We start from the raw sequence: 26,895 nt of genomic DNA, 5'->3' as shown, positions 1-26,895 counted from the left end.
CGCTCGCCAGTGACCGCCTTAAAAACTTATTGATTATCCTTTTTATCCTCCGGCGCCGCTTCAGGATGCTCCGTCGCCGCCTCAGACTCCGCGTCCGGTTTCTTCCCCGGCGTCACGGTAAACCAGTTCACGAAGCCGTGTTCAATATCAGCGACCGTGAAGGTGAAGTGATCGATCGTAATTTGCTGGTTCAATTCCAAATTCGGATGATGGTCGATGATATAACCGGCCACCGTGATCACATCGGAACTCTTGAATTCCGGCACATCGGTTCGGAAGTACCGTTCAAAATCATACAGCGTGGTCTTCCCACTGACCCGGTAAGTACCATCGGCTTGCTTGATGATGTATTCGTCCGACACATCGTCGATTTCATCCTTCACGGTACCGAACAGTTCCTCATAAATATCTTTGTCCGTGACAATTCCGCTGGTGCCGCCGTATTCGTCGACAACAACCACGATAGGGGTCTGCTTCTGAATCATTTGCATTAAAATGTCATGGATCGGCATGGATTCCGGCACACTGATGATTGACCGTAAAATCCGAGACAGCGGCAAATCACCGTCCACCTGATCCTGACGAATAATGTCGTAAATGTAAATATAGCCGAGGATCTTATCCTTATCGTTGTCGGCCACCACCGGAAAGCGGGAATAGCCTTCTTCTAAATACGCCCGCAATGCTTCCTTGACCGTGCTGGTGACATCAATGACCGTCAGACTGGTCCGATCAACCATGATGTCCTTGGCGACCTTGTCGTTCAGCTCGAACGCTCGGCGCATGTACAACACATCGTTTTGATCCATTTGCCCGCTGAGTACCGCCGACTGGGACAACCGAAGAATTTCCGATTGCGAAAAGACCTGATTTTCCTCATCCGCCGGCGCCATCCCCATCAGTTTCACGATGCCGATGGCCGACGTATTCAGCAGCCACACAAACGGATAAGCAATCGTATGGAAGATGTGCAGCGGCGTTACCAGGCGCATGAGCATCTTCAGAGGCATATCAATACTGATGTTTTTCGGAACAATTTCGGTCAAGACAACTTCCAGGTACGTCAGCACCAGCACCCCAACGATCGCCCCCAGAATTTGGGTGGTATGCCCATTGGTGAGGTGGGTCCAACCGAAGAAGGTGATCAAAATTGCTTCCAAGGTACCTTCCCCGATCCAGCCTAACAGGATGCCGGTAACCGAGGTCCCCACTTGCGTGGTCGATAAGTATTCGTTTAAATTCTGAACCATATGCAGGCCGCGCTTCAATTTCTTGACGTTGCCCTGTCCTTTTTTGATCGCGTCTTCCAGCTGACTGGGCCGGGTCTGGACCAACGCGAACTCCGCGGCAACGAAGAAGAACGCCGCAATGAACGTCACCAAAATGATGAGTAAATTCTGAGCTAACTGGCCACTGGCCACAAGTCATTCCTCCAATAATCAACTACCTATACTGCCTTAATTCTAGCACAGAAACCCCTTCATTAAAGGCTGGCCGCCCATTTTGTACCGGGGTTAGTGGCGCCGGGCATTGGCCGCCTTGACGGCCGCGGCAATATCCACCGGCCGGCCGGCTTTCTTCTCGTCATGGTATTCGGCCACAGCCGTAAACAGCAGATCACTAGCCGAATTGACAGCCGTTTCCACGGCATCTTGGATCACACCGATAATGAAGCCGACCCCCACGACTTGGATGGCAATATCGTTGCTGATGCCGAACAGACTGGCGGCCATCGGGATCAGCAGCAGGGATCCCCCGGCGATCCCAGACGCCCCCGTGGCTGAGATCGCCGTCAGCAGGCAGAGAATAAAAGCCAACGGGAAGGATACCGAAATACCCAGCGTGTGGGTTGCCGCCAGCGTCATGACCGTAATGGTGACAGCCGCCCCGCCGCTGTTGGCCGAGCCGCCCAGGGGAATGGATACGCCATAGGAACTTTCGTCCAGACCGAGATCGGCACTGGCTTGCATGTTAATCGGAATATTCACCGCTGACGAACGGGTGAAGAAAGCTGGAATGCCGCTGACCTTCAGGGTCCAAAAAATCAGCGGATAGGGATTCTGCCCAGTCATGATCCAGGCCATCCCGGCATAAACCACTAAATAAACGAAGGCCATCGTACCGACCAGCAGAACCACCAATTGGCCGTAACGGACCACCCCAGCCAATCCGGTTTGGGAAACGGCGTTGAAGACCAAGCCGACGATCCCAAACGGGGCAAATTCAATGATGAATTGCGCGACGGAAGAAATCGTATTAGCAATTTCCTGCACACTGTGGCGAATCGTAGGCCCAGTCTTGCGGATCGTCACGCCGAACAACAAGGACCAGAAAAGAATGGCGAGATAATTGGCATCCGTGATCGCCTTCAAAGGATTACTAACGGCGTTGGTCAATAAGTTTTGAATGATCGGTCCTAGTCCCTTGGGAATCGCGTTAGTCACGTGCGTCCCCTTAGGGAAAACAATCGATACTGGGAATATGTAGGACACGGCCACGGCGGTCAAGGCTGCGATGAACGTAGCCGCCATGTACAAGACAATGACAGTGCTGAAGTGATTCTTACTGCCCGTCTCATATTGGGCCAGTGCCGACATGATAATAAAAAAGACCATGAGCGGAGCGATGGCCTTCAGTGCCCCCACAAACAGGTCGCCCAAAATGCTGATAAACGACCACTGCGGCACGATGAGCGCCAAGGTCGTGCCAATGACGATCCCAATAAGAATGCGAATAATGAGAGAAATCGAACGATACCGTTTGAACATGATGCGCCCTCCTCCAAAATTTGTATATCCTCACATTCTAACGTATTTCTGCGTAACGCGATAGTCGAAAGCATATTTCTTCTCAGGATAATCGCCGGATGCTAAAATACTCAGCATCCGGATATTGGTATGCCGGTATATCGGAAATTGAGCGAGTGCCGATTAGGGGATCGATCAATTGTCACTATTGGGGTGAAAACAGCTTTGTGGAGGGGGATCACCAATGGGATTTTTTTACATTGCACCGCAATTAGGTCGCTGTATTCTGCTGATTTTGTGTTTCTTTGTGGGAATTGGACTACTCTTAATTCCCACCTTTTGGATGGTCGGCCAAGCCCGGGCGGCCGCAGATATTCCTGTGTCATCATCACTATTGCCGCTGAGTCAACTCGCACTGCCCGGCAGCAATCCGGACTCGACACGGATCTATATTGGCGCCGAGCAAACCCAGGATTTCTTTACGCCCCAAGGTTTCGCCACGGTGAAAACCGACGACGCCGGCCGCTGGAGCAAAATCAGCTTGACCAACGATGTCATTAACCAGTACGAAACCGGCGTGGTCACCTTGAACACCCGTATCGACATGTCCCATGATTTTTCCTTTTCGTGGCAGGTGCAGATGCAAAAGGGGGCCGGCGCGATCGCTATGGCGGACGGCATCGGCTTTGCCCTGCATCCTATTTATGCCGCCAACAGCGGCGCCGACCAACCCGGCAAACAGGATATGACGGCGTACGGCCGGACCGGAGGCAACTTAGGAACGGCGGATCTGATGAACGCGTTCGGCTTCAAACTGGATTCTTTTTACAACAGTGCCCGTCCGACCGGGCCAGTGGCGAACACCGGCTTTGGCAGTGCACTCCACAAAGGCGACGCTTACGCTGCTCCAGACGACATTATCGCCGGTCAGTTGGTGCCCGCCTTAGCCAAGGTGGACCCAAACAAAGGCCAATGGGGCCCATTTGGCGTATTCACCCAAACCGACGCTACGGGATACATGACCTATCCGGCCGCCGCCCCCGATCCAGTGAGCGGCGGCCAGCCGGAACAAGTACCATTGACTGGTCAGACTCGCAACGCGGTGAACCTGGTCAGCGGCCAATGGGCGGCGCTGACGATCGTGTATACCGCCGCCAGCCACCAATTGCAGGTCAGCCTAGCTGACCCCGCCGATACTGCCCGTCAGCTCACTTGGACCCGTACCTTAACCGCCCAAGAACAGGCCTTAATTCATACCCCTGGGGACAAATACCGCTACTACGCCTTCAGCATTCTCGGGTCCACTGGGCAGTGGGCGGCGACGCAAAATATTCAGCGGCTAAGCGGCTACTTCACGCCGGAAAGTCCGACGTTGATCGTCCGGCAAGCAACCGCCAACGGCACCGCACTGGCCCCGCCAGTGACAACGATCGTCTCAACCGGCACGGCTTACTCCGCTGCCCCAATTCATACGGTACCGTCCGCGGCCAATGGTCAGTTCAAGGGCGTCCTGTCCCACATTTTGCTTACTTATTACGTCAATGGCCAGCCGGTCACGCAACGGGTCCCGGCCAGTAATTACCGTGGAGATGGACCGAACAGTAATAAATGGTATTACTACCCAACCCCTTCGGCCCAGCCGCCGCTGACTGTCGTTACTTATGTTTATCGAAGCATGGACCCGGCTCCGACCCCCGTATTCAGTTTTAGTGACCAGTCAGAGCACCCAGGCACAGCAGCACCGTTTACGCTGCAGCCCAAGAAGACGGTGTACGTCACCGCTCAATTGACTAATCCAGCGAATGGGCCGACGGAATGGGTCAAGCCGTTTGCCCTCATCACTGTGCCGGCATTATTACAAAGCGTAAACAAGGCGACCAGCAACCAATCGGGCCAGCAGCTGCAGGTGCAATTTCCCACCATCAGCCGCGGCAGCACCGGTACCGTCACTTTTCCGCTCACCTATATTGGCCAAGTACCAGCGGTCCTTTACCCCGATAAGCTGCCCGCCGGCAACGGGCTCAATTTAGCGCTGCACGGTTATCTTTATGACCAATCACCCTTGAATCTGGCCCGGCAAACGGTTCTCACGGCAGCAACGGCCGGGCCGCGGACGGATAGTTCTTATTTCTATGATTTCAAAACCTTGGACGCGCCCCAGGCTAATCCGCCGCTGCGCTTTGCCCCCGACCCGGATTTCAATGCCACCGATCTGGATCCCGGCAACTTCGTCCCGCAATTCGGCAGCCGGCCGCTTAGCGCCACGGCGACCTTCCATTATTGGGATATCGCCGATACGACAAGCACCAGTGTGGACCCCATTAAGGCGGGGCTCCCTGTGCAAGATATTTCTGGCACAACACCGGGAACTTTCACTGGTTTGGCGGGGGAGACGATTGCTAATGCACCGCGGCCATTACCTTTGCCGGGGTATGACTACATCGGCTATTACGAATATGGTGCCTTCGGTCAGCCCAGTATTTGGCATCAAGCTAAGGATACTCCGGCCAACTTTTATTACACTCTGCCCACGACCGTCACCAAGGGAGCGGTGCCCCAAACAATCGCCTATATTTACCGACCAAACAGCACCCATTTCCTCGCACTGACCATTCCGGATCTGGATTTTGGTCAGCAAAGTGCGGCGACCGCGGGGCAAACCGATCTTAATTTACCGCTGCAAGCGCCCGTTCAAACGGCGATTCGCGACCAGCGGCCCCGGGGTAAAGGGCTGCCTGCCGCTTCAGGGGCATGGCAAGTAAGTGTCGCAGCCACCGGTCCGCTCACCGGGGCGGCCACTAAAGCCGCCGTGACCGGGGCTCAATTGGTCTTCAACACACCCACGGTCACGGGTATCAACCCAATTCTCGGAGATCCCGGGATCACTGCCGCCACCGGTCGGCTGCCGCTGGCGGCGGATGGCGGCGAGTTGACCCTCGCGCAGGCCGCCGCCTATGGCTCCGGCAGCCTGCGCTGGGACCCAGCCGGTATTCAGCTGGCCATCCCCCAGCAGCCGATCCAGCCGGATAAGTATCAAACCACGATTACTTGGACAGTGAAAGACGGCTTATGATAGCTAACCAAAAGGGCCCCCCGCGGGGTGCCCTTTTGGTGATCTTAATTAGTCGTTGCTTAAGTCAGTGCCGTTGCTGGCGATCACTTTCTTATACCAATAGAAGCTCTTCTTCGGTGAACGGCTATAGTCGCCCTCCTGCTTGTCGTTACGGTTCACGTAAACAAACCCGTAGCGCTTGTCCATTTGACCGGTACCGGCTGAGGCCAAATCAATGCAGCCCCAAGTGGTGTAGCCGATCAAATCAACGCCGTCGGCAATGGCTTCGCCCATGGCCTGGATGTGGCCTTGGAGATAGGCGATACGGTAGTCATCATTAATACTGCCGTCAGCTTCCACCTTATCGAAGGCACCCAAGCCGTTTTCGACTACCATCAGCGGAATATCATACCGGCCGTAAATCCGGTTCAGCGTGATGCGCAGGCCCAGCGGATCCATCGCCCAGCCCCAGTCGTTGTACTTAAGATAAGGATTCTTGTTGGTCTTCGTCTGGTTGCTTTCGGTCTGCTCGCCCTCATTCGTCGTCGTTTGCACGCCGGAAGAATAGTAGCTGAAACTGTAGAAGTCCACCGTACCCATAGCAATCGCCTGACGGTCTTCATCCGTAATATCCAAATGGATATCGTTGTCATCGAAGAAGCGCTTAGCAAAGGCCGGATATTCGCCCCGGACTTGGACATCCCCGCAGAAGTAGTTGCGCATGTTATTGCTCATGTCAGCCTTGAAGGTATCCTCCGGCTTCGAAGTCAGTGGATAGTCGACGCCGGCTGCAATCATGCAGCCGATCATGTTGTCTGGATCCACGGCATGACCGATTTGGACTGCCTTCGCACTGGCCACGAACTGGTTGTGCAGCGCCTGATACTGGGCCTGCAGCTGATCGCCGCCGGCGCGTACGCCCACCGGCGCGGTCAGCGGCGCACCATCAGCCAGCGGCAGCGCCCCGGCCATGTATGCCCCGAACGGGGATTGCAGCATATTGATTTCATTGAACGTCAGCCAATAATGAACCAAGCCTTTATATTCCCGGAATACAGTCTGGGCATAGTTCACGAAGAAATCGATCACCCGCCGATCCTGCCAGCCGCCATAAGCTTCGGTCAGATGGTAGGGCGCCTCGTAGTGGGACAACGTCACCAGCGGCTCAATGCCGTATTCCTGACAGCGTTTGAACACCTGGCGGTAAAAGTCCAGGCCCTTCTGATTCGGTTGGGCGTCATCCCCATTGGGGAAGATCCGGGTCCAGGCAATGGACAACCGGTACGTCTTGAAGCCCATCCGGTGCAGGTACTCCAGGTCTTCCTCCCAATGATGGTAGAAATCGCTGCCCGTGTGGGAAGGATAGTAAGTATCCGGTTCAATCGTTTTCGTAAAGTGACGCGGGTGATCCACGTCGCCGCCCGTCAGCATGTCCGCGGTGCTCGGCCCTTTGCCGTCCACGTTCCATGCCCCTTCATACTGATTCGCGGCGGTCGCGCCGCCCCATAAGAAACCCTCTGGAAACTGTGCCAAAATAATCCGTCCTTTCTTAAATCGCTTACCCTACCATTGTAACCGAAAAAGGTAACGCTTCCGCAACAGTTCTGTCACATCTTCCAAAATATGTTCCAGTGCGTTAGACTACTTATAGATAGTAAGTACATACAGAAAGAAGTGGTATCTGTGGCAGACATTAATGCAAAGAACGCTGGGCAATTCAAGTTTAGTGATCAGTTCACCGTCAACCGCCTCGGCTTTGGCACCATGCAGCTCACAGGCAAGGGGGTCTGGGGTCCGTACGCAGACCCGGACCGCGCTATTGCCGTGATTCACCGGGCCATTGACTTGGGCGTCAATTTCTTCGACACCGCTGATTCCTATGGTCCGTGGTACGCCGATCGGTATCTGGCCGCCGGCTTGAAAGGCGCGGCCAATCGCGACCAGCTCTTCATTTCAGACAAAGTCGGCCAAACCCGTCAAGGCCCCGGTCTCTGGGTCCCGCTGGGCGCACCCCACTACCTGCGGCAGCAAGTTGAAGTGTCTCTAATGACTTTGGGCATCGATCACGAAGATCTGCTCTTCCTGCACCGCGTAGATTCCCACTATTCAATTGCCGAACAAGTCGGTGAATTGCAGAAAATGAAGGACGAGGGCAAAATTCGGCACATTGGTTTGTCCCAAGTTACTCTGGATCAAGTCAAGGAAGCCCAAAAGTACGCCCATATCGACGCCATCGAGAACATGTACAACGTGGCCGATCACCATGATGATCCGCTTGTCGACTACGCCGAAGATCAGCACATGGCCTTTGTCCCCTGGTTCCCGTTGAACACCGGCAAACTCACCGGCAGCGACAGCCCGCTGGAAAGCATTGCCCAGAAATACAATGTCTCGCCAGCCCAAATCGCATTGGCTTGGCTCCTGAAGCGTTCCCCGAACATTCTGCCCATTCCCGGCACCAGTTCCTTGGACCATTTGGCGGACAATATCGCCGCGGCAAATGTGCAGTTGAGTGATGAAGACTTCGATGCATTGAGTCATTTGAGCAAATAATAAGGGGCTCGACTGCCGTGCCAAGTGCTCCGCAAGCTGCGGCAAAATTGGGCTGGAACGCTGTGACGGCGGTTTAAGCCGGCAAAAACCGCCGTCTTAAACACGCCTAACGACATCAGCGGCAAGCCGCTGTGTCGTTTCCACAGCTGAGCCCATTTTGCCTCCGCTTGCTACGCACTTGACACTAGATACGCTGAGCACGTCATCCCGTCCATGAGAAGCTCGATACCAGGCCCGTTTCGAGGGACAGTTTCACGGTTTACGCACACCCAGTGCCAATGCGGAGCAATCGGAGGCTGAGGGGGCTCAGTGGTGGAAACGGCAATAATCTCGCCCGCACTTGGCGAGATTATATGCCGTTAGGCGACTTTGAGACCGCGCTCCTCAGCGGGCTCAAAGCGCCGTCACCACGTTCCAGCCCCCTCAGCCGTAGATTGCGCAGCATTGGCACGGCAGGCAAAGCGGAATCTCTCGTTTTCTGAAAATACCCGAACAAAAATACCGTCCACCTAATTGACATTCGTAGTCTTCTTCGATACACTTTCCTCAATTACATGTGCGGGTCAGAACCAGTAACTAAGTCCCCTTGCGTCCAGAGAGTTGCGGGGACGCTGAAAACCGCGCCGCAAGCCTTGGCGAATGACTCTGACCAACCGCACGGCCCCGCTGGGCCTTAACCAGCGATTGAGAGGCTTCGACTGAAGCAAATCAGGTGGTACCGCGCCAAAAAGGGCGTCCTGTCTAATTTTTTTAGGCAGGGCGCCCTTTTTGACCATGGTGAAAGCAAAGGAGTGATCATTCATGGCAAAGTTAGTCTTGCAAACAGATTTTGGCTTGGTGGATGGGGCCGTGGCCGCCATGTACGGCGTCGCGTTCCAGGTCGATCCGCACTTGGGCATTTACAATTTGACCCACGAAATTCCGCCCTATGATATTTTCGCAGCCTCTTACCGTTTGTACCAAACCGTGAAATACTGGCCGGCCGGCACCGTCTTCGTCTCCGTCGTGGACCCCGGTGTGGGCAGCGATCGGCGCAGTATCGCCGCCGAGACCAATGACGGCCACTACATCATTACCCCGGACAATGGCACCCTGACCCATGTCGCGACATATATCGGTCTGAAGGGCGTGCGGCAGATTGACGAAGTAAAAAATGCTCTCCCTGGCAGCCAGGCCAGCCACACGTTCCATGGCCGGGATATCTATGCTTACAACGGCGCCAAGTTAGCCAGTAAAAAAATCAGTTTTGCCGATCTGGGCACGACCCTGCCGGTGGGCGACGTCGTCCGGCTCCCCTTGGGGAAAGTCACCCAGCAGCCCGGCGAGATTTCTGGCACCATCGACATCCTGGACATCCGCTTCGGCTCGCTGTGGACGAACATTTCGCTCCATGCCTTCCATGAATTGAACATTCACACCGGCGACCGGGTATTGGTGTCGATTTATCACCACGATCACTTGCGCTATCAGAACCAAATGCCCTTCACCCGCACCTTCGCCACCGTCCGTGTTGGTGAGCCGCTGGTCTATGTCAATTCCCTGATCAACATCGGCGTGGCCATCAATCAGGATTCTTTCTCCGACGTGTACCGCATCGGTACCGGGGTCAATTGGCACATCACTTTCGCTAAAGCACCCGCTGCCCCCGCCATTATTTCAGATTAATCACATAGAAAATGGGTTAAGTGTCCGCCTCGTCGTTGCCATTGGGATCGGCACCGCAGGAGCTGGCCTCCCGCGGTATGGCAATGGGGGGCCGGTTCTATAATCCGTTTCGCTAAAACACGTAATCCCAATATGGGGCATTTCACACTTCAATAGCGGGGTCGCGTGTTTTTAACCTAGGCCGTCACCCGCGTCAATTGCCCAGCGTTCAGCGCATAATGCGCGTCGAAGCGCCGGCTGAGGTCTGGTGCGATGTGGTGGTCGATTTCGACCACCGTCATGGGCGCGGTCAAGAGGATCTGCTGAATGGCGGCAGCGGTGGCCGGGTCCAGCGAGGCGGTGCCTTCGTCTACGACCAGGAAGCGGCGATTGTAGAGAAAGGCCCGGGCCAGTTCGATCCGTTTGCGTTCGCCGCCGGACAGGTTATTACCGCTTTCTGCAATCAGATTATCCAAACCGTGATCGGCAGCATAGGCGGCCAAACCGGCTTTCTGCAAAGCCGCCTGGATGGCGGCGGACGAAAAGTGGCGGCCCAAGGTCAAATTGAAGCGCAGGGTGTCATTAAAAATATTCGATTCCTGCAAAACCGTGGCAAACATCGTCGGGTCTGGGGCAAACGCTTTACCCGCGGCGGTCTGAAATTGCACCGTGCCGCTCGTTGGCTGCCGCATTCCGGTCAAGAGGCTGATCAGTGTCGATTTCCCGGCACCCGAAGGCCCTGTCAACAGGACTTTCTCACCTTGATGCACCCGTAAGTTGATCGTTTGCAAAATGGGCTGGGCAGCGTCATCAGCGTAGGCGAACGTCACCGCCGCCAGGTTCAGCGCCGTGAACTGGTCCAACCGATCCGTGGGCTGATCAAGCCGTAACAGGTTGGCCGGCAGGGCTTTGAACGCCGCCAGCTTGGCCAGCATCGGCCGGGTGGCATTCATCTGGTTGCGGGATTGGGCGATGCCGAGGAAGGTATTGACGATCCAGTTGCTGGCATACTGAACCGCGACAAAGGCGGCGATCGTCAATTGGCCGCGGACGACCATCATGACGCCAAAGCCAATGGGCAGGTACATGCAGACGTAGGCAACGACGGTGGCCACTAAATTACTGGCGGCCACGGTATTGTCCCGCCGCCGCTGGGCAGTAACTGATTGGCCGATGATGGTCCGGCCTTTTGCCAGAAAGAAGCCTAAGGCCGAATAATGCAGCACAGTGTCCGCATTTTTGAGCACATCCGCCATAAACGTCATATATCGCCCCACCCGGGCGCTCCACTGCTGAGCCCGATGCGCCGTCTTTTTCGCCAGCAGCTTCGGCGTGAACGGCGTAATACTGGCAAAGGCAATAAAGATCAGGGTCAGGCCGAAATTACTGCGCAGGGCAAAGGCCAGCGTGACCACGACCGTGACGACTGACCGAATAATGTTGAAAATCTGGCGTAAGTAGTTGTTTTCCACCACCGTCAAATCATTGGTCAGATAAGACAGCCGATCAGCCACCCCGGCCTGGTTGGTCTGGATGAAGTCGGCCGTCAATAGGTGCTCCCGGACTTTTTGGTTGAAAATCGCCACGTTCCGGTTGAGCGCCCGCTGATAAGCGTACTCGATCAGGGCAAACAGAATCACGATCCCGGCGATGGCGAAAATTTCCGGCCAGACCCGGTTCGGCTGGCGGCGGCCCATTAAGGCAAAAAACTCGGAATACGACCACGTGTTGAACGGAATGGAAAACCCAGCGAGTAATGCCAGAAAAATGCTCAAGGCGACCCAGCGCCCATTCAGATACTGTTTCAATATCAAGCCCCCATTTCTTCCTTGGTACAAGTTGGTTAACTGATACAGCGAGTGTACCAAGGGGGGCCTGACGGCCAAGGACTGTGTACTAAATGACACGGAGAAAAATAAATAAACTGCTGACTGCGTTGGTAGTACGGTGATTATCAATATAAATTAGCATGATGCGTTTCAAATATGACACGGAATACCTCAATGCTCTATAATTGACTCAATTCAAATCAAGGAGGGCATGACCGTGACTTTATCGTTTGGCGCAACATTCAAAGCATTTCGGTTGGAACAAAATCTAAGCCTCAGCCAAGCAGCGGGGGATATCGTGGGCAAATCATTTCTGTCAAAATTTGAGCGCGGCCAGTCGGCCATTTCTGCTGAAAAACTCTGGGCGCTGCTGCAACGGATGAACATCACTGTTAGTGAGTTCCAATATCGTGCGCTGGGCTATACCCGGACCACGAGCGAAGCGTTCTTTGCCCAGCTCCGGGAGGCCGTGGCAAATAATCGTCAAAACATCGCGGCCGTCGACAAGCTGATCAGTCAGGCCGAAATTTGCTTCACCCAGACCCGGCTGCCCACTGACCGGGTCAACGCCATTGCCGCCCGGGCGATCAAGTACACGATCCTGAACGGGCAGAAACTGCCCCAGGATCAAATCGACTATGTTGCCGATTATCTCTTTCGCGCAGAAGAATGGCGCAGCTACCACCTGCAAGTGATCAGTTACATGCTCATTTACCTGGCCGATGCCACCCGCCGACAGATCGCCCAGACGCTGATCACCCAGGCCAGTAAATTTCAAGCCATCGCCGGCAACCGGGAACAGGCCACGGAAATTCTGTTGAATATTTTGGCGTTGATGATTCGGGATCGGCATTTTCAAGAGGTGACTGAAATGCTGGGCCTGCTGGCTAAAAATCCCGGTATTCAGGCTTCACTAACTTCGTCAATCGCGTTTTACGCGCTGAAATCGGCCTATTGGTTTGTTTCCGGCGAGGAGGCCCGGGGCCGGTCGGAACTGCAGTGGGTCTTTCAGACACTGCACCATCTTGGTGAAGATGAGTATGCCCAAGCCCTCAGCCACCAGTGGTATCAGCTGACCCGCCAGCGCATCGACTACTCGCCGGACATGTTTGACCAGGATTGAACGCAAAAGATGCCCTGATCGGTTTTTGAACCGATCAGGGCATCTTGCTGTCTTTCAATTACGCAAACGTCGTCGTATCCGCCACCGGCAACCGGACACTTTCATAACCGTTCTCGGCAGCTTTACCAATGGCCACAATGATTTCTGGGTGCAACTCCTCGTTCGGGGCAAAGGCCTGTTTAACCCCCGCCCTGTTGAAGCCGCCGATGATGCAGGTGTCATAGCCGTGGGCCCGGGCCACGAGGGCCAGCTGCATCGTCACCAGCCCGGCATCCAAACTGATGGTTTTCTCCCGGGCCAGATCGCCCATGGTGTGGTAGTACGCGTCAATTTCGGCCACTTCTTCATCCCGGGTGGCGGGGGTCATGGTCCCTGCAGCCACGGCTGCGTCATAAATCTTGGCGTCATCGCGTTCGGGATGGTCTACGCCGAACACAATGATCATCGCACTGGCGGTGTCATTTTGCGGCGTATTCGTCATCACGAGATCGTGTAATTTGGTCTTTCCTGCAGTGCTGTCCACGACCACAAACCGCCACGGTTGTAAATTCATGGAGGACGGCGCCCGCCCGGCCTGGGTCAAAATTTCTTGCATCTCGGCCCGCGTGATCTTAAAGTCGCTGTCAAACTTGCGAATGGAGCGGCGGCCAAAGATATTCTGGGCAAAATCGTTCTTGGTTAAGGGCGTTACAGGTAATTCAGTCATCATGCTCTACTCTTTTCTTTGTGTAATCGCATTCAAGCTGCATACCCATCATAACCCGATTAGCTCTGACTGTCGACGTTTCGGCCCGCATGGACGTGGCGGCGGCCGTCGTTGATGTCCAAGTCAAACTGCCGCATGTCCGTGACCTGGGTCACCCGTTCGCCGTCCGCGGCGGAATACTGGGCGGCTACCGCCGCCGCCACTTGCGGTTTCAGTTCGTTCATCAGCACTGTTTCCACCGCCGTATTCAGGGCATCGCCGCGGCCGGCCCGTTTATTGGCCCGGTACTGCTGCCAAATACGGTGCAGCCAATCCTTGATGACCACCGGCAGATGGATCCGATACCGAGCGCGGCCCTGATCATCATGAATCGTCACCGTCACGTCGTCATAGGTACGCCGGCTCAGCGCCCAGACCACGGCGAGAATAATCAACGGCAAGCAAATCAGCACCAGCACCACGACCGCCAGCGCAAATAACAGAACTAAGCCCGCCCCGCCTAACACCGTGAGGAAGACCGCAGCGAGCACGATTCCCACTAATGGCAATACGATTGCGGCCACCAATACGCCGAATAGCCCCTTCACTATTTTTCCCATCCTGTGAACCTTCTTTCTGTAAGACTTGCACCTATCATACACTTCTCATCTTTTTCACACCAGTGCCAGCTAACATATTAGGCCGCATTTTCGGTATAATCGACAGTGAACAACCCAGGAGGTTTTCGTCATGGCCATTCAAATAACAAATTTACGCGTCAATTTACAATCTTTTCCCAGTGATGTCACTGATGACGCCCGCTTCAGCTGGTGGCTCGCCAGCGATCGCGATAACGACCGGCAGACGGCCTATCAGCTGCGGGTAGCCGCTAATGGTCAACCCAAACCACTCGCCGTCACTGCTTGGCAGCGCGGCCACCGCAACGCCGGTGTGCCCTGGCCGGACTTGGGACCGCTGCTGCAGCCCGGCCAATTATATTCGTGGCAGGTACGAATCAAGAACAGCCAGAAAGAAAAGAGTTCCTGGAGCACCCCGGCGTATTTCATTACTGCCCTGCCCCATTGGTCCGTACCCGGTATTTGGGCCGCGCCGGCCCAGGCTGGCGGTGACACCCTGCCGGCGACTCAGGCTTTTGCCTTCTTACAAAGTCCCATGATCGATCTGGATCCGGCCGGTTATACCAAGGTCGTCATCCGCCTCGCCAGCCGCGGCGCGGACAGTCTGCTCAGCCAAAACGTCGATCTCTTTCTTAACGGCCACGCTGTGGGAGTGGGGCCGGCCCGGCCTCAGGAAAACATCGACGGCAGCGGCGCCCGTGCCTATCACTACAATACATACGACGTTACCGCTGCGCTGGTCAAACACAATCAGCTGGCCCTGCTGGCCACCGCGGCGGATCCCCAGCCCAGCGTGCACCTCGCCGTCATCGGTTATACCGTCGCCGGCAGTATCGTGACGCTGGCCCAGACCGGCCCGGAGTGGACCGGCCTGGACGGGACCACCGCCTTTGGCGACGATGGCACCCGGCTGCGTACTGGTTATTTTGCCATGCCTGCCGAAAATATCGACATGGCCCATTACCCCCGCCACTGGTGGCACGGCACGGCTGCCAACTGGCCGGCGGCCGTGGTGACCCGGCCCAGTACGGTTCAGGACGACGAACGGATCATGCCCTACGCCGCGGAAAACAGTGAACGGCAACTGATCAAGAACCATACCAAGGTTGCTGAAATCACCCCCGGCAACTGGCTGATTGACTTGGGCCGGGAAATTATCGGCGGCCTGGCGGTCAAGCTGACCAGTCCCGCCGCCCAGCGGGTCGTGGTCTGGCAAGGAGAACAGCTCACCGCTGACGGCCACGTCCGCCACCACCTCGCTGCCGGGCCGGACTATATCAGCCAGTGGCATCTGGTCAGCGGGAAGAACCACTTTCTCACCGCCCAGATGAAGAACTTCCGGTATGTTGAACTGCGCGGCTTCCAAGGTACGCTGACGCCCGCGGACATCGCCGGCTGGCAGATCGCCCAGCCCTTCCCCGCTGACGACGGCCGCTTTCACAGCAACGTCCCGCTGCTCAATGCCGCCTACAAGCTGTCTCGGGACACGATCGCCATCACCAATCAGGATCTTTTCGTCGATTCCCAGGCCCGGGAACGCCGGGCGTATGAGGGCGATCTGCTAGTCAACAGCCTGACCAGCTACACCGTATCCCGCAATGACGCCCTGGCCCGCTATTCCATTGACTATCTGCTGGACCACCCCACCTGGCCGGAGGATTACAAGCTGTTCAACGTGGAAATGGTATGGTGGGATTATCTGTACACCGGTGATACCGCCTTGCTGACGAAGCGCTACGCGGTCTTAAAGGCCAAGCTGCACCGCGGGCCGAACAACACCGACAATTACGACCCGGCGATGCATCTGGTCCGGGGCACCGGCCTGATCGATTGGCCCGAACGGGAACGGGACGGCTATGTGGTCGGTACATACAATACCGCCTTCAACGCCATTTACGCCGGCGCCTACCGGATCATGGCCAAGATCGCCACGGTGCTGGGTGAGCAGACGGATATGGCCCACTACGAGAATCGGGCGCTGTTGGTGAAGAAAACTCTGATCGACCGTCTCTGGGATCCCGCCGCTGGGGCCTTCTACGATAGCCTGCAAGCCGACGGTACCGTTACTGCCCACCACGCCAAACACGCCACCGCGTATGCCCTGGCTTACGACGTGACCGATAGTCCGGCGATGACCGCCCAGATGGCCAAGACCGTGTACAACAACGGCGAATTCTTTGGCAGTATTTACTTCATTTACTTCATTCTGCGGGGCTTGATCGACCACGGGTATGGGGCACTGGCGGAAAACCTGCTGACAAATCCAGATGACCGGGCCGACCAAAAGACCTTCGCCGCGATCCTGCACACATTGCGGGCAACCGTGACCCCCGAAGCTTGGAGCAACCAGCACAAACCGAACCTGACGCTGTCCCACCCCTGGGGCGCGTCGCCAGGGCTGACGATCGTCCAGGGCCTGGCGGGTATTATGCCCTTGCAAGCCGGCGGCTACCGCTTCAGCGTCCGGGTGCAGGTCACGCCGGGCACCACGTTCCAGCTCACCACGCCGTCCAGTCAAGGCTTGATCCGGCTCAACTATCACGAAGAGGGCCGCACCGCCGTACTGGCACTGACCGTGCCGATGAATGCCGAAGCCGTCGTCCGCACGCCCAAGGGCCCCATCGCCGTCGACAGCGGGACCCACACCGTCAGCTATCTGCGGCCGGTGCCCCTTGACGGGGATTAGGCCAGCACCTATTCTGAACACAACCCACAATTGAAGGAGTTTTTTTATCATGGCTAAAGTCGAAAGCTTCACCTTGGACCACACCGCCGTCAAAGCCCCCTATGTCCGCTTGATCACCGAAGAAACCGGGCCCAAGGGCGATCTCATTTCTAACTATGACCTGCGTCTGGTGCAGCCCAACGCTGACGCCATCGGTACCGCCGGCCTGCACACGATTGAGCACCTGCTGGCCTCCTTGCTGCGCGACCGGCTCAGCGGCGTGATCGATTGCTCACCATTCGGCTGCCGCACCGGCTTCCACCTGATCACTTGGGGTGCACATTCCACCACCGAAGTGGCCCAGGCGCTGAAGTCCAGCCTGGCGGCGATTGCCGATGACATTCAATGGGCGGACGTACCTGGTACGACCATTGAAAGCTGCGGCAATTATAAGGATCATAGTCTGTTCTCGGCTAAGGAATGGGCGAAGAAAATTCTTACTGAAGGGATCTCTGATGATCCGTTTGAGAGACACGTTATCTAAAACATGACTCCAGTGCCACATAAAAATGCCATTCCAGGTTTCGGTCCGGAACGGGCATTTTGCATCTTGGCTATTTTTCAGCAATCAGACCACTGAGGAAAGCGCCTGTGATCAGAAACAGTAAAGGCAGCACCATATTCACAACTTGTCCAGATTGGATAATGCTCTCACGGGTGTAAATCAGCAACAGGACTAAACCAATAATGATGATACTGAATAACGGCAGCGAAAAACGGCGGGACCAGCGCTCAGCGTATGTCTTACCGGCAGCAAAGAGGGCTGGTGCACAAGTTAATCCTAACAGCAAGAGCATTTCACTGGTCGGATCGGCAAACGGTGAAACATTGACGAGATGGAGCACCAGCAAACAAGGCGTGGTAATAACCGCCACGTAAAAGCCGAATACCTTTGCCTTTTGCATGGTCAAGCACTCCCTTCTATACCAATCTCATCATGGCCCGGCTTTATTGCAAACGCTTTAGGCTTCTGATAAATGCAGCTCCCATTCGCTAGCCAGTTTTCTGATTGACCCTAATGATACTGCACTTCCGCCGCATTCTTCTGCGTCGCCAATTCAATGAACGCCCGGGCGATCACTGTCGGGTCCATATGCCCGGCCTTGCCTTGCCGAATATACGTATTGATCGTCACCATGCCGGCAAAGACGCCCCGGGCATGCAGTTCCTTATTCAAGGCGACAACGTAATCCCGCAGCCCGGCTTTGCCGATGGCCTGCTCCACATCGGTCGGACCCGGCTTGGCCGCCACCACACTGCCGGTATACAGAAACACGCCGTGACCGGTCTTTTCCACATACGGCAAGCTGAGATTGGTCACGGTGATGGCCCCCAGCAGGTTGCTGGCCAAGCTCTCCGTGACCAAAGCAGCCGTCAATTGACTGGGCTTGTTCGTCGTCCGCTGGGTGGCATTGTAGTGCACCAGCTGCAAGCTGCCCTGGGCGCTGATCGTTGCCAAAGCCTTGGTTACGCTGGTCGGATCCGCCGCATCGGCTGCCACAGGAAAAGCCGTGACACCCTCACCGGCCAAGATTTTGGCCAGCGCCGCCAATGGCTCCGCCTGCCGCCCCATAAGCGCAATCGTATACCCCTGGGCCCCCAACTGTTCCGCCATGGCCTGGCCTAAACCGGCGTGGCCTGGACCGACGATCAATGCAATTTTATTTTTCATTTGTACCCAACTCCTCTTTCTTGATGGCGGTTAGCATAGCACGACTGCTGGCCGTCGCAGTCAAAAATGCTCAATAAAAAAACCGATGCATTCCGCATCGGCTTTTTAGCACATTTACTTCTCTTCCCGGGCCGCGTGGTTCTTCGAGTCCGGATTATTCTGGCCATAATACGCATTGGCCCCATGCTTGCGATAGTAGTGCTTGTCCAGCAAATACTGGGGCACATGGATGTCCTTGTGCGTCAGCATCGTCGCATGGTAGGCAATATTGGCACAAACTTCCAGGACCTTGGCGTTGTAAACCGCCTTGTCCGGAGTCGCACCCCAGGTGAAAGGACCGTGCTGACCGACTAAGCAGCCGGGCGTCGCGTCGTAATCCAAGCCGCGGTCAGCGAAAGTCTTGACGATCACCTTGCCGGTATTTTCTTCGTAGGCATCCTTGATTTCGGCCTTGGTCAGCGGTTCAGTGACGGGAATATCGTTGTAGAAGGTATCGGCGTGGGTCGTGTTGACCGCCGGAATATCCAGGCGGGCACTGGCAAAGGCCACGGCCATTTCACTATGGGTGTGGACGATGCCGCCGATCTTCGGGAAGGCATTGTACAGCACGGTATGGGTCGGGGTATCACTGGACGGATTCATGTTGCCTTCGACGACTTTGCCGTTCAAGTCCACGACCACCATGTCGCTGGGCTTCAGATCGCCGTAATCAACGCCGGACGGCTTGATGACGAAGAGGCCTTTGTCCCGGTCGATCCCGGATACGTTGCCCCAGGTAAAGGTGACCAAGCCCAGTTTGGGCAGGCGCATATTGGCGTCGTAAACTTCGGTTTTTAACTTGTCTAACATCCGCGAATCTCTCCCTTGTATAATCTTACAAACCCATTGTACGAAATGGACCGGCCCAATTCAACAGTTTGTCCGTATCAATATAATATTATCGATATTTGTCCGGACTAATCAGTCAGCGGCTGGTCCAGCCACTGGTGAATTTGCGCCAGGGCCGGGGCTAATTCAATGAGCGGTGTCAGCCCGCCCAATCGGGTAATGGCAGTCGTTGTTTCGGTGTACAGGGCCAGTGTCTGGCGCAGGGCCGCGGTGATCGCCAGGGTGTTATGCAGGTCATACGTGGCCATGACTCGATCCCGGACGGCAGTGGGCAGCGCCGCCCACAGTCCCTTATGGCTTACGCCAGGGTCGAATTGACCGCTGCGTTCCAGAGTCACCTGCCATGACAATAACCGAAATAACTCCGGACGCAAATAATCATTGAATTGACCGGCCGCGTAAATCAAATTGTGCCGGGCCAGACCCTTCACCACATTGCCGGCGATCCAGAGCAGTTCGGCGCAGTGATCAGCAAACTCAGCCTGGGTGGGCGCCGCCAAATAAAAGCTGCTGGCATCCGTCGGCCGCGGGGGCACAGGCCCGATACCCCGCCGCCAGACGATTGCATTCAAGCTTTCCGCCGCTAAGTAATCGTCAATCACCGCCGCCGGCGCCAGCTTCAGATCCATCCGCTGACTGCCGGGATAGCGGGTGAGAAAAGTTTCCCAATAAACGCCGCCCTGACCCCACAGATCCTTTTCGTGAAAATGCCGGACGATCGTCGGAGTACCGAACAGCGCCAAATAAGGGGCCGCATATTTCGGCGCCGCGTCAGTCACAAACAGGGTGACATCCAAGTCCTGCCAGGCATCGCCCTTTTTCCCCGGGTCATTGAGCGATCCTTCTACCCCCACGGCTTGAACGTTGGTATCCCGTTCCACCAGCGCCAATACCTGGGCCAGCATTTCTCCCGGTGTCTCACTCATGTTTTTCTTCATCCCCGTGCACGATCGTCCGGAAATCCAGGAAGCCGGCGGCTAAGCCGCGCAACAGTACTTCCGCCGTGCCGGCATTGGTGGCAATGGGCACGTCGTAGACATCGGAGAGCCGCAGCAGCGCGTTTACATCCGGTTCGTGGGGCTGGGCGGTCAGCGGGTCGCGCAGAAAGATAATCAGATCCATTTGGTTTTCCGAAATCAAGGCGCCAACTTGCTGGTCGCCGCCCAGCGGGCCGGAATTAAACCGGTGAATTTTTAAACCAGTGGCGTCGCTGATCACTTGACCGGTATGGCCGGTGGCATACAGCTCGTGCTGGCGCAGAATTTCTTGATAGGCCGTGGCGATCCGGACAATTTCCGGCTTCTTGGCATCGTGGGCAATCAAAGCAATTTTCAAATGAAACGCTCCCTTCTTCTTAACACCGTCAGCATATCATACCGTCGGCCATTCGGTGAGGGTAATCGGGTGGTCAGCGATCGTTAACTGGTTGCCGGTCAACTGCACTGCCGGCACCTGGATATGGCCGTGGACCAGACTTTCTAACTCCCGGTCCCCCAGAAACAGGGTCACCAGGGTATGCGTCCCCGGGAGCAAAACGCCGGTCTGCATGGGGATCCGGGTCTTAGGAAAATCAATATTGGTGTTGGGTTCCGGCGTCGCCAGGGTCACCGTCAGATCCTTGGTGGGGGCGACGATGCCGACGATGCCGACCGGGGTCTGATAAAACACACTATTGGGAATCGGCGTTGCCAGCTCCTGCTCATCTGGAGTGCCGCTGTCCGGCGCAGCAAAGCCGCCCTCCGCCACATGCAGCGTGCGTGCTGTCTGAATCTGGTGTACCCGCACGTGCCACGGCATCGCCGGCACAACGAAGTTGGCGATCTGTACGTCCGGCCACGGCTGCCAGAGGGAATAGACGTAGTCGTCATGGATCGCGTAATCGGCGTAACCAAAGGCGGTCCGCCAGAAATGCTTACTCTCGCTGACGGCCAGGGTGCTGTCGAAGGCCCCCTGCTTCAGCAGCGTGGTGCCCTTGGGGACGGAAAAGCCGAAGGAGCTGGAATAGACATATTTCTCATACTTGGCCGCCGCGTGGGCGTGTTCAAAGCTGTGCTGGCCGGCAGTGAAGGCTTGCACCTCTGCTCCTGTCTTGGAGTGGACCACCAGCATGCGCGGCTCGGGCTGGGTCTTGACCGGCTCAAATTGGAACGTCTCCGCTTCCTTGGCGGACCAGAACGGATCATCCGCTGGCAGGGCCATGAAGATAAACACCTTCAACGCCCAATACGCCGATGCTGGCGCATTATAGCCTTCGGCAAAGTTCATGTTTGGATAAGCATAACCCACCGGCAGCAGGCCGTCGCTTTGGAACATATCCTGCTTGAACCACCAGCGCAGGTTATTCAACAGCAAATGTTTGACATCGGCCAGGGTATAGCCCGCCGGCAGGTCGACATGGGCAAAGGCGCAGGCTGCCCAAAACGCCGCCTGGGCAAACCGGTAGTCCAAGCTTCGGCCAAAGGGCAGCGCTGCCCCGTCCGCCGCGAACCAGTTGGCGTAGCTCTTAACAAACGCCGTGGCCCGTTCCCGGATCAAGGTTTCTTGCTGGTCACCGTACCCGGTGAACTGGATAAACAGCAGCGTGAAGAACTGGTAGGCAAACGGAATGTAGTTGTCGATCTGGTCCCGATAACCGTCGTAGGACCAGCCGTGGTCTAAATAATGACTATTGGTAATAGCCAGATCGGCGTCGATCAATGCTTTGTGCTCCGCGTGGCCGACGTGAACGAACCAGGCGTTGACCAGGGCCCGGAACAGCAGCCAGTTGGTCTTAGGAATCACGTGGTGGTTGACTTGTTCCAGCCAGTCTAAAATATTGGTTTGGTCTTTGGCCGCCAAGTGATCCCAAAAATCTGCCTGGGTCTCGAACAGAAAGGCGGTCAAGGCGCCCATTTCGACAAACAGCTGATCATAATCTGCTAAGGCTGGCGCGCCCCAGAAATCCGGCGACGCCGGGTTCGTGCAGGTGGTAATGCTGGTGGTCGTGAATTCCCACCAGTCCAGATGCGCCGTGATTTGTTCGGAATCAGTGAATAACGGACCCAGTCCCCAGAGCAGGCGCATAAACCCTTCGATTTCTGTCCGATCTTCGGTATAGACCGCGCCGGAATGGCTCAGTTTGAAGCGGCCAGGCCGCTTTTCCGTCAGCATCACCCGCATCGCGGGGGTGAGCAGATCCAGCAACGCCGCCAGCGCGTCTTGGCGGCTGCGCAACGGGTTCTTGGTCAATTGGGCATTAAATAAAGTCTCAGTCATTAGCACTTGCGCTCTCTTCTGTAATGAATTCCACGGCGTCCAAAGTATACGTCCCCCGGGCCACTTCGACGGTGACCTCGTGGCGGGCAGCCGGTAAACCAGGCACCACCAGGTTGGGCTGTTTTTCCGCTGTCGGCAGCGGGGTCGCTAATATTTGCACAGGCCCGCCGTCCACGTAAATGTTCAGCAGGGCGTCCCGGTTGCCGCCGCCAATCAGGACAAAGCCGGTGCCGGCGAAGGAGAATTGGACACTCGTCGGCGTCTGGGCGCTGGCTTGGCCCACAGATAACGACCGTTCCCAGTTCTTACTGTCTCGGTTGGCCTCGCGCTGCCAATTGCCAACAAAGGTCAGGCGGGGATCCAAATCATCCCAGCGGGTCGTGCTCATGGTCACTTGGCCTGGCACCTGCTGGACGATCAGATAGGTGATCGCCGTATGGTAATACCCCGTACCGACCTTCACCCGTCCGCTCAGCGCTGGCTGCTCGGTTGCCAAGTAACGGACGATCTCTTGGCCGTCCAGCTGGACCGTGATCAAGTTGGCATTGCCAGTGATCTGCAATTCGTGGTCCGTTGTCGGATCAAAGTCGCCCTGCCAGTGCTGCTGGACAATGCGGCCCTGATCCCAGAATTCGTAATGGCCCGCAGTCGTCAGGCGCAGGCCATAAGGGGCAGCCATGACATCGCCGTCAAAGTCGTTTTGTTCCCGGATCCCCAAGGCAATGAAGTTGCCATCGGTGGTGTTCTGCTGGGTGGTCAGGTCGAAAGCAAAGCCCAGCCGGACGCTGTAGTTTTCCCAGTGATCGTCACCGATCGTGAAGTTCGGCGGGCAGGAATATTCCCAATCCAGGGCCCTCTCCGTTTCTGTGATCTGCTGGACCAGCTTGCCGCCGGCCACTTCAAAAGCACCGCCAAGATCTGTGGTGTAGCGCGGAGCACCGCCCCGGTCGGCTAAATACGCCGCCGGCATGTCCGCGTAACTGTAGTCGTCTTGGAACAAAATACCATGGTGCGGGTCTTCATATAGGGGCGTATCCGCCGCGGCCGCGGTCAAGCGGTGATAAATCACGGCCGGATCCGCGCTGCGGTCCAAGGTAGTCACAGTCACCACCGCATGGGGCTTAATGGTCACGGTGTAGCGGCCGTCAGTCACGGGGGCGGTACCGATCAATTGTTTCACATGGGCATCATAGTCTTCCTCCGGGGCGTCTGCGCCCCGAGTTTCCCAAATATTGAACGGCTTATGTGCCGCTGGCAGATCAGTCAAGATCACCGTATAGGTCTGTTCCTGATCAGTATCGTTGACAAAAATCGTCGATACATCCGCACCGTCCGGCGCCGCCAAGGTCATGTAGCTGGGCGCGCCCGCAGGCTGGCTCAGGTTTTCGGTGCCTGCCGCGGCTGACGCTGTGGCGCTGGTGATGTACCGCCAGCTTTGACCATTGGTTTGCCGATTCCATCCGGCGACCGCGAAATCACTGAAGTGTTTCATCACCTGCAAACCGATATTGTCGACCTGATAATACCCGGACCACGGGGTCTGGGCGACGATCAATTCCTTATGAGCATAGCGCACGCCGGGATAGAAACCCGCCAAGGCCGGTTGAAAAATATACAATGACCGGCGGGATTGAGCGCAACTCTTGATCAAGCGGTTGGCAATATCCAGTGCGCTCTGGGTGCCGCCGATGCCGATCCCCCGGGTATCCTGCTGGCGCAGGCGGCCAGCCGTCATCGGCCCGACCCCTTCGCTGTACCAGACTTCGTGGTGGTAAGTATCCGCCAGCTGAGTAAAGGGCTGATTATCACCATCACTGGTGCGATAGTGATACCCCACCGCCGGCACCGCCGCCCGCAGCGCCGGATCGGCCAACATCATGTCGCCGAAATTCGTATCCGTATTTTGATCCGCCGCGATCAGCTTAATGGCCTGATACTGAGCGACGGGGAATCCTTCCGGAAAGCCCTCGTTATCCGTCCGCAATCGCTGGGCAAACCACTTGATGAAACGGACCATCGGATGGCGGGTCTCATTCCGATCCGGGTCGATGTAGTCAAACAAATAGCCGTAGGTTTGCCAAGCGGCAATGATCGTCTGTTTGTAGTATTGATACATCGGTTCAAAAGCCGCCTCCGGCACCCGGGCGTCCAGGTCATCCGTCCGGGCATTGCGCCAGTCCGCCTTCAGCCAGCCGGGCTCCGCCCAGCGCAGAATTGAAGTCATTAAGTCCGGCTGAATCTTCTTGGCGTCCGCAATCAGCTGGAAGCCCACGCCCCGCCGAACATCCGCCGGTTCAACGGCACTGCGCTTGGGACTGGGTTCCGTCCCCGACGAGGTGTTGGCGTCAGCCCCCAGTTCTACTTTCAGCATCCGCATCAACGGGTGCGGCCCGCCGAAGAGAATATGTAACAACGCCTGATAGGCCTCAGGCTGCTGCCATTTGTAATCCAACAGCAAGCGGGAGGAGTTATTGCAGTTCAGGTAGCCAAAGCCCTTGAAGGTATTGGCGTCGCCCTGGTCGGTGTGAATGTCCCGGCCATTGATCGTGAAGGTGGTGGTCATCGAATCGTCCTTTCTCAAATCCATGATAGCGTCATCATCAGTTTACCAACAAAAAGCCAGGCCAGGGCCCAGCTTTCTATTTAACGATTATTCGATCCCTTGCGCCCGCCGGCCAGCAAGTTCTGTTTGGTTCGCCAGTAATTGTTTCTTAGACAGCGGATACCAGAACAGCAGGATCAAGGCAATGATCAGGTACGTGATGGCCGGAATCACGGTGGAAGCCGTATAGATCCGGCTCAGCGTACCCGCTGTTTGGGCTACGCCGACCCCGTTTTGGGCCGCTTGGTAACCGGTCCAGGCCAAGGTCAAACCGCCCAAACTGGCGGCCGCCGCTTGGCCGATCTTCCGGGCAAAGGAATAGGCGGAATACACCGTACCGTCTTCCCGGGTATGGGTGCGCACTTGCTGGTCATCGATCACATCGGTGATGAACGACCAAACCATGAGATTGAACAGCCCAGAACCCAGTTGAGAGAAGAACAGGAAGACCACGAACACCCACGGATTGGTAATGTGCAGGAAGTACATGATCAAGTACAGGGCGGAGCTGCTCAGCAGAGCCACCCCGCAGGCCTCGCGCTTGCCGAAGCGGCGGGTGATGGCCGGAGCAAACGGGGCCAGCACGATGGAAGTCAGCGACCCCATCACTTGGGCATAGGCCAGCGTGACGTTATCCCGGAAGTAATCCGTGTACAGATACGTATTGATCGAGCCAGTCAGCACCGAGCTGAGGATCAGGATCAGCGCGGCTACGACGATGGCGGTCATCGCGCGACTGGTGAAGAGGGACTTGAGTAATTTCAGAAGATCAACTTTCGGCTGCTCGGACTTATCGACTCGAATCCGTTCTTTACAGAGCCGAATCGTAATTTCATACGCCGCCCAGGCCAGCACCGCGAATACGATGGCGATCCACATGAAATGCTGACCAGAAACGACCTTCACCGGCTTGCCGTCCCGAATGATCGTGGTATACGCCAGCAGCGGCAGAATATAGCCGACCAGCAACCCACCGATGGAAGAGCCTAAGCCCCGGGCATTAGACAACTTGTCCCGGTGAGCCACCACGGGCGTGGCCACCGAAGCCAGCGAACCGTAAGGAATGTTCACGGCTGAGTAAAAAATGTTCCAAGCAATGTAGAAAACGAATAAGTAGAGCGACCGGGCAATGATGCTCCAACTGCTGATGAACGGCAGGAAGAGCAAGACCATGGACAGCAGCAGCGGGTAGCGCCACTTGCGCATCCAGGGAATAAACCGGCCGTCTGCGTGCAGTGCGCCATTGTCCGCCATCCGGCCGACAAAAACATCGGAGAAGGCGCCGACCAATTTCGGTACCGGCAGCAGGATCGCCGTGATCCACGGGGCAATACCGATAGCGTTGGTGGCATAAATCATCAGGTAGTTGCTGACGAGTTGGAACCCGAAGCCGTTCCCAATGTCCCCCATGGCATAACCAAGCTGCTCTTTCCATGTGAAGGGATTATTGGCTTCCAAATCAGGTGCGGAATGATCCATTGT

20 protein-coding genes are annotated in these 26,895 nt (G+C 56.2%); 6 read left to right on the top strand and 14 right to left on the bottom strand.

Annotation, left to right across the window (positions count from 1 at the left end; genetic code table 11):
* Positions 1-26: 26 nt before the first annotated feature.
* Both FMM01_RS15385 and sstT read right to left on the bottom strand, forming a co-directional pair.
* A complete protein-coding gene (locus FMM01_RS15385) occupies positions 27-1,421 on the bottom strand; it encodes a hemolysin family protein (RefSeq protein WP_063515719.1) in 1,395 nt (464 codons plus the stop codon).
* Positions 1,422-1,514: 93 nt separating this feature from the next.
* Positions 1,515-2,768, bottom strand: a complete 1,254-nt coding sequence (gene sstT / locus FMM01_RS15380) for a serine/threonine transporter SstT (RefSeq protein WP_027828128.1) — start codon at positions 2,766-2,768, stop codon at positions 1,515-1,517.
* 223 nt (positions 2,769-2,991) lie between these two features.
* On the opposite strand from sstT, the gene FMM01_RS15375 reads away from it, so the two are divergent.
* Complete coding sequence (locus FMM01_RS15375; protein WP_150393112.1) at positions 2,992-5,820, top strand: lectin-like domain-containing protein; 2,829 nt, start codon at positions 2,992-2,994, stop codon at positions 5,818-5,820.
* Positions 5,821-5,868: 48 nt separating this feature from the next.
* On the opposite strand, the gene FMM01_RS15370 is transcribed toward FMM01_RS15375, so the two are convergent.
* Positions 5,869-7,332 carry a glycoside hydrolase family 1 protein gene (locus tag FMM01_RS15370; RefSeq protein ID WP_150393111.1) on the bottom strand — a complete coding sequence of 488 codons (1,464 nt, stop codon included), beginning with the start codon at positions 7,330-7,332 and terminating at the stop codon, positions 5,869-5,871.
* A gap of 150 nt (positions 7,333-7,482) precedes the next feature.
* Between FMM01_RS15370 and FMM01_RS15365 the strand changes: the two genes are divergently transcribed.
* Both FMM01_RS15365 and FMM01_RS15360 read left to right on the top strand, forming a co-directional pair.
* Positions 7,483-8,352, top strand: a complete 870-nt coding sequence (locus FMM01_RS15365; protein ID WP_150393110.1) for an aldo/keto reductase — start codon at positions 7,483-7,485, stop codon at positions 8,350-8,352.
* Between the two features lie 801 nt (positions 8,353-9,153).
* Positions 9,154-10,017, top strand: coding sequence for an SAM hydrolase/SAM-dependent halogenase family protein (locus FMM01_RS15360; RefSeq protein ID WP_027828130.1), 864 nt, complete (start codon positions 9,154-9,156; stop codon positions 10,015-10,017).
* Between the two features lie 176 nt (positions 10,018-10,193).
* Here the strand turns inward: FMM01_RS15360 and FMM01_RS15355 are convergent, their stop codons facing one another.
* Positions 10,194-11,804 carry an ATP-binding cassette domain-containing protein gene (locus FMM01_RS15355; protein ID WP_150393109.1) on the bottom strand — a complete coding sequence of 537 codons (1,611 nt, stop codon included), beginning with the start codon at positions 11,802-11,804 and terminating at the stop codon, positions 10,194-10,196.
* Positions 11,805-12,042: 238 nt separating this feature from the next.
* On the opposite strand from FMM01_RS15355, the gene FMM01_RS15350 reads away from it, so the two are divergent.
* Positions 12,043-12,948, top strand: coding sequence for an Rgg/GadR/MutR family transcriptional regulator (locus FMM01_RS15350; protein WP_190973398.1), 906 nt, complete (start codon positions 12,043-12,045; stop codon positions 12,946-12,948).
* A 58-nt stretch (positions 12,949-13,006) separates the two neighbouring features.
* On the opposite strand, the gene FMM01_RS15345 is transcribed toward FMM01_RS15350, so the two are convergent.
* Both FMM01_RS15345 and FMM01_RS15340 read right to left on the bottom strand, forming a co-directional pair.
* The gene (locus tag FMM01_RS15345) at positions 13,007-13,654 is read right to left on the bottom strand and encodes a nitroreductase family protein (RefSeq protein WP_150393107.1); all 648 of its coding nucleotides are present in this window, start codon (positions 13,652-13,654) and stop codon (positions 13,007-13,009) included.
* 59 nt (positions 13,655-13,713) lie between these two features.
* Positions 13,714-14,253 (bottom strand): hypothetical protein, encoded by a 540-nt coding sequence (locus FMM01_RS15340; protein WP_027828134.1) that lies wholly within the window; start codon positions 14,251-14,253, stop codon positions 13,714-13,716.
* A gap of 130 nt (positions 14,254-14,383) precedes the next feature.
* Here FMM01_RS15340 and FMM01_RS15335 point away from each other — a divergent pair, with 130 nt between their 5' ends.
* Both FMM01_RS15335 and FMM01_RS15330 read left to right on the top strand, forming a co-directional pair.
* The gene (locus FMM01_RS15335) at positions 14,384-16,957 is read left to right on the top strand and encodes a family 78 glycoside hydrolase catalytic domain (protein ID WP_150393106.1); all 2,574 of its coding nucleotides are present in this window, start codon (positions 14,384-14,386) and stop codon (positions 16,955-16,957) included.
* Positions 16,958-17,006: 49 nt separating this feature from the next.
* Positions 17,007-17,480, top strand: a complete 474-nt coding sequence (locus FMM01_RS15330) for an S-ribosylhomocysteine lyase (protein WP_027828135.1) — start codon at positions 17,007-17,009, stop codon at positions 17,478-17,480.
* Between the two features lie 70 nt (positions 17,481-17,550).
* On the opposite strand, the gene FMM01_RS15325 is transcribed toward FMM01_RS15330, so the two are convergent.
* The 8 genes from FMM01_RS15325 to FMM01_RS15290 form a co-directional block, all read right to left on the bottom strand.
* A complete protein-coding gene (locus FMM01_RS15325) occupies positions 17,551-17,901 on the bottom strand; it encodes a hypothetical protein (RefSeq protein ID WP_150393105.1) in 351 nt (116 codons plus the stop codon).
* A 110-nt stretch (positions 17,902-18,011) separates the two neighbouring features.
* Entirely contained in the window at positions 18,012-18,668 is a 657-nt protein-coding gene (locus tag FMM01_RS15320) for an SDR family NAD(P)-dependent oxidoreductase (RefSeq protein WP_150393104.1), read from the bottom strand.
* Positions 18,669-18,782: 114 nt separating this feature from the next.
* Positions 18,783-19,517 (bottom strand): L-ribulose-5-phosphate 4-epimerase, encoded by a 735-nt coding sequence (locus FMM01_RS15315; protein ID WP_150393103.1) that lies wholly within the window; start codon positions 19,515-19,517, stop codon positions 18,783-18,785.
* A 107-nt stretch (positions 19,518-19,624) separates the two neighbouring features.
* Positions 19,625-20,482, bottom strand: a complete 858-nt coding sequence (locus tag FMM01_RS15310) for an aminoglycoside 6-adenylyltransferase (RefSeq protein ID WP_190973397.1) — start codon at positions 20,480-20,482, stop codon at positions 19,625-19,627.
* The gene (mgsA, locus tag FMM01_RS15305; RefSeq protein WP_027828140.1) at positions 20,475-20,891 is read right to left on the bottom strand and encodes a methylglyoxal synthase; all 417 of its coding nucleotides are present in this window, start codon (positions 20,889-20,891) and stop codon (positions 20,475-20,477) included. The genes FMM01_RS15310 and mgsA overlap by 8 nt, the downstream gene beginning before the upstream one ends.
* A 36-nt stretch (positions 20,892-20,927) precedes the next feature.
* Positions 20,928-22,811: a DUF2264 domain-containing protein gene (locus FMM01_RS15300; protein WP_150393101.1), complete on the bottom strand. Its 1,884-nt coding sequence runs from the start codon at positions 22,809-22,811 to the stop codon at positions 20,928-20,930.
* Positions 22,804-25,398, bottom strand: a complete 2,595-nt coding sequence (locus tag FMM01_RS15295; RefSeq protein WP_223849978.1) for a glycoside hydrolase family 30 protein — start codon at positions 25,396-25,398, stop codon at positions 22,804-22,806. Before FMM01_RS15295 ends, FMM01_RS15300 begins: the two co-directional genes overlap by 8 nt.
* A 63-nt stretch (positions 25,399-25,461) precedes the next feature.
* Complete coding sequence (locus tag FMM01_RS15290) at positions 25,462-26,892, bottom strand: MFS transporter (protein WP_150393100.1); 1,431 nt, start codon at positions 26,890-26,892, stop codon at positions 25,462-25,464.
* Positions 26,893-26,895: the final 3 nt, after the last annotated feature.

This window comes from Schleiferilactobacillus harbinensis, from assembly GCF_008694105.1.
Classification (GTDB): Bacteria; Bacillota; Bacilli; order Lactobacillales; family Lactobacillaceae; genus Schleiferilactobacillus; species Schleiferilactobacillus harbinensis.
This window is presented reverse-complemented; position numbering and strand designations above follow the sequence as displayed.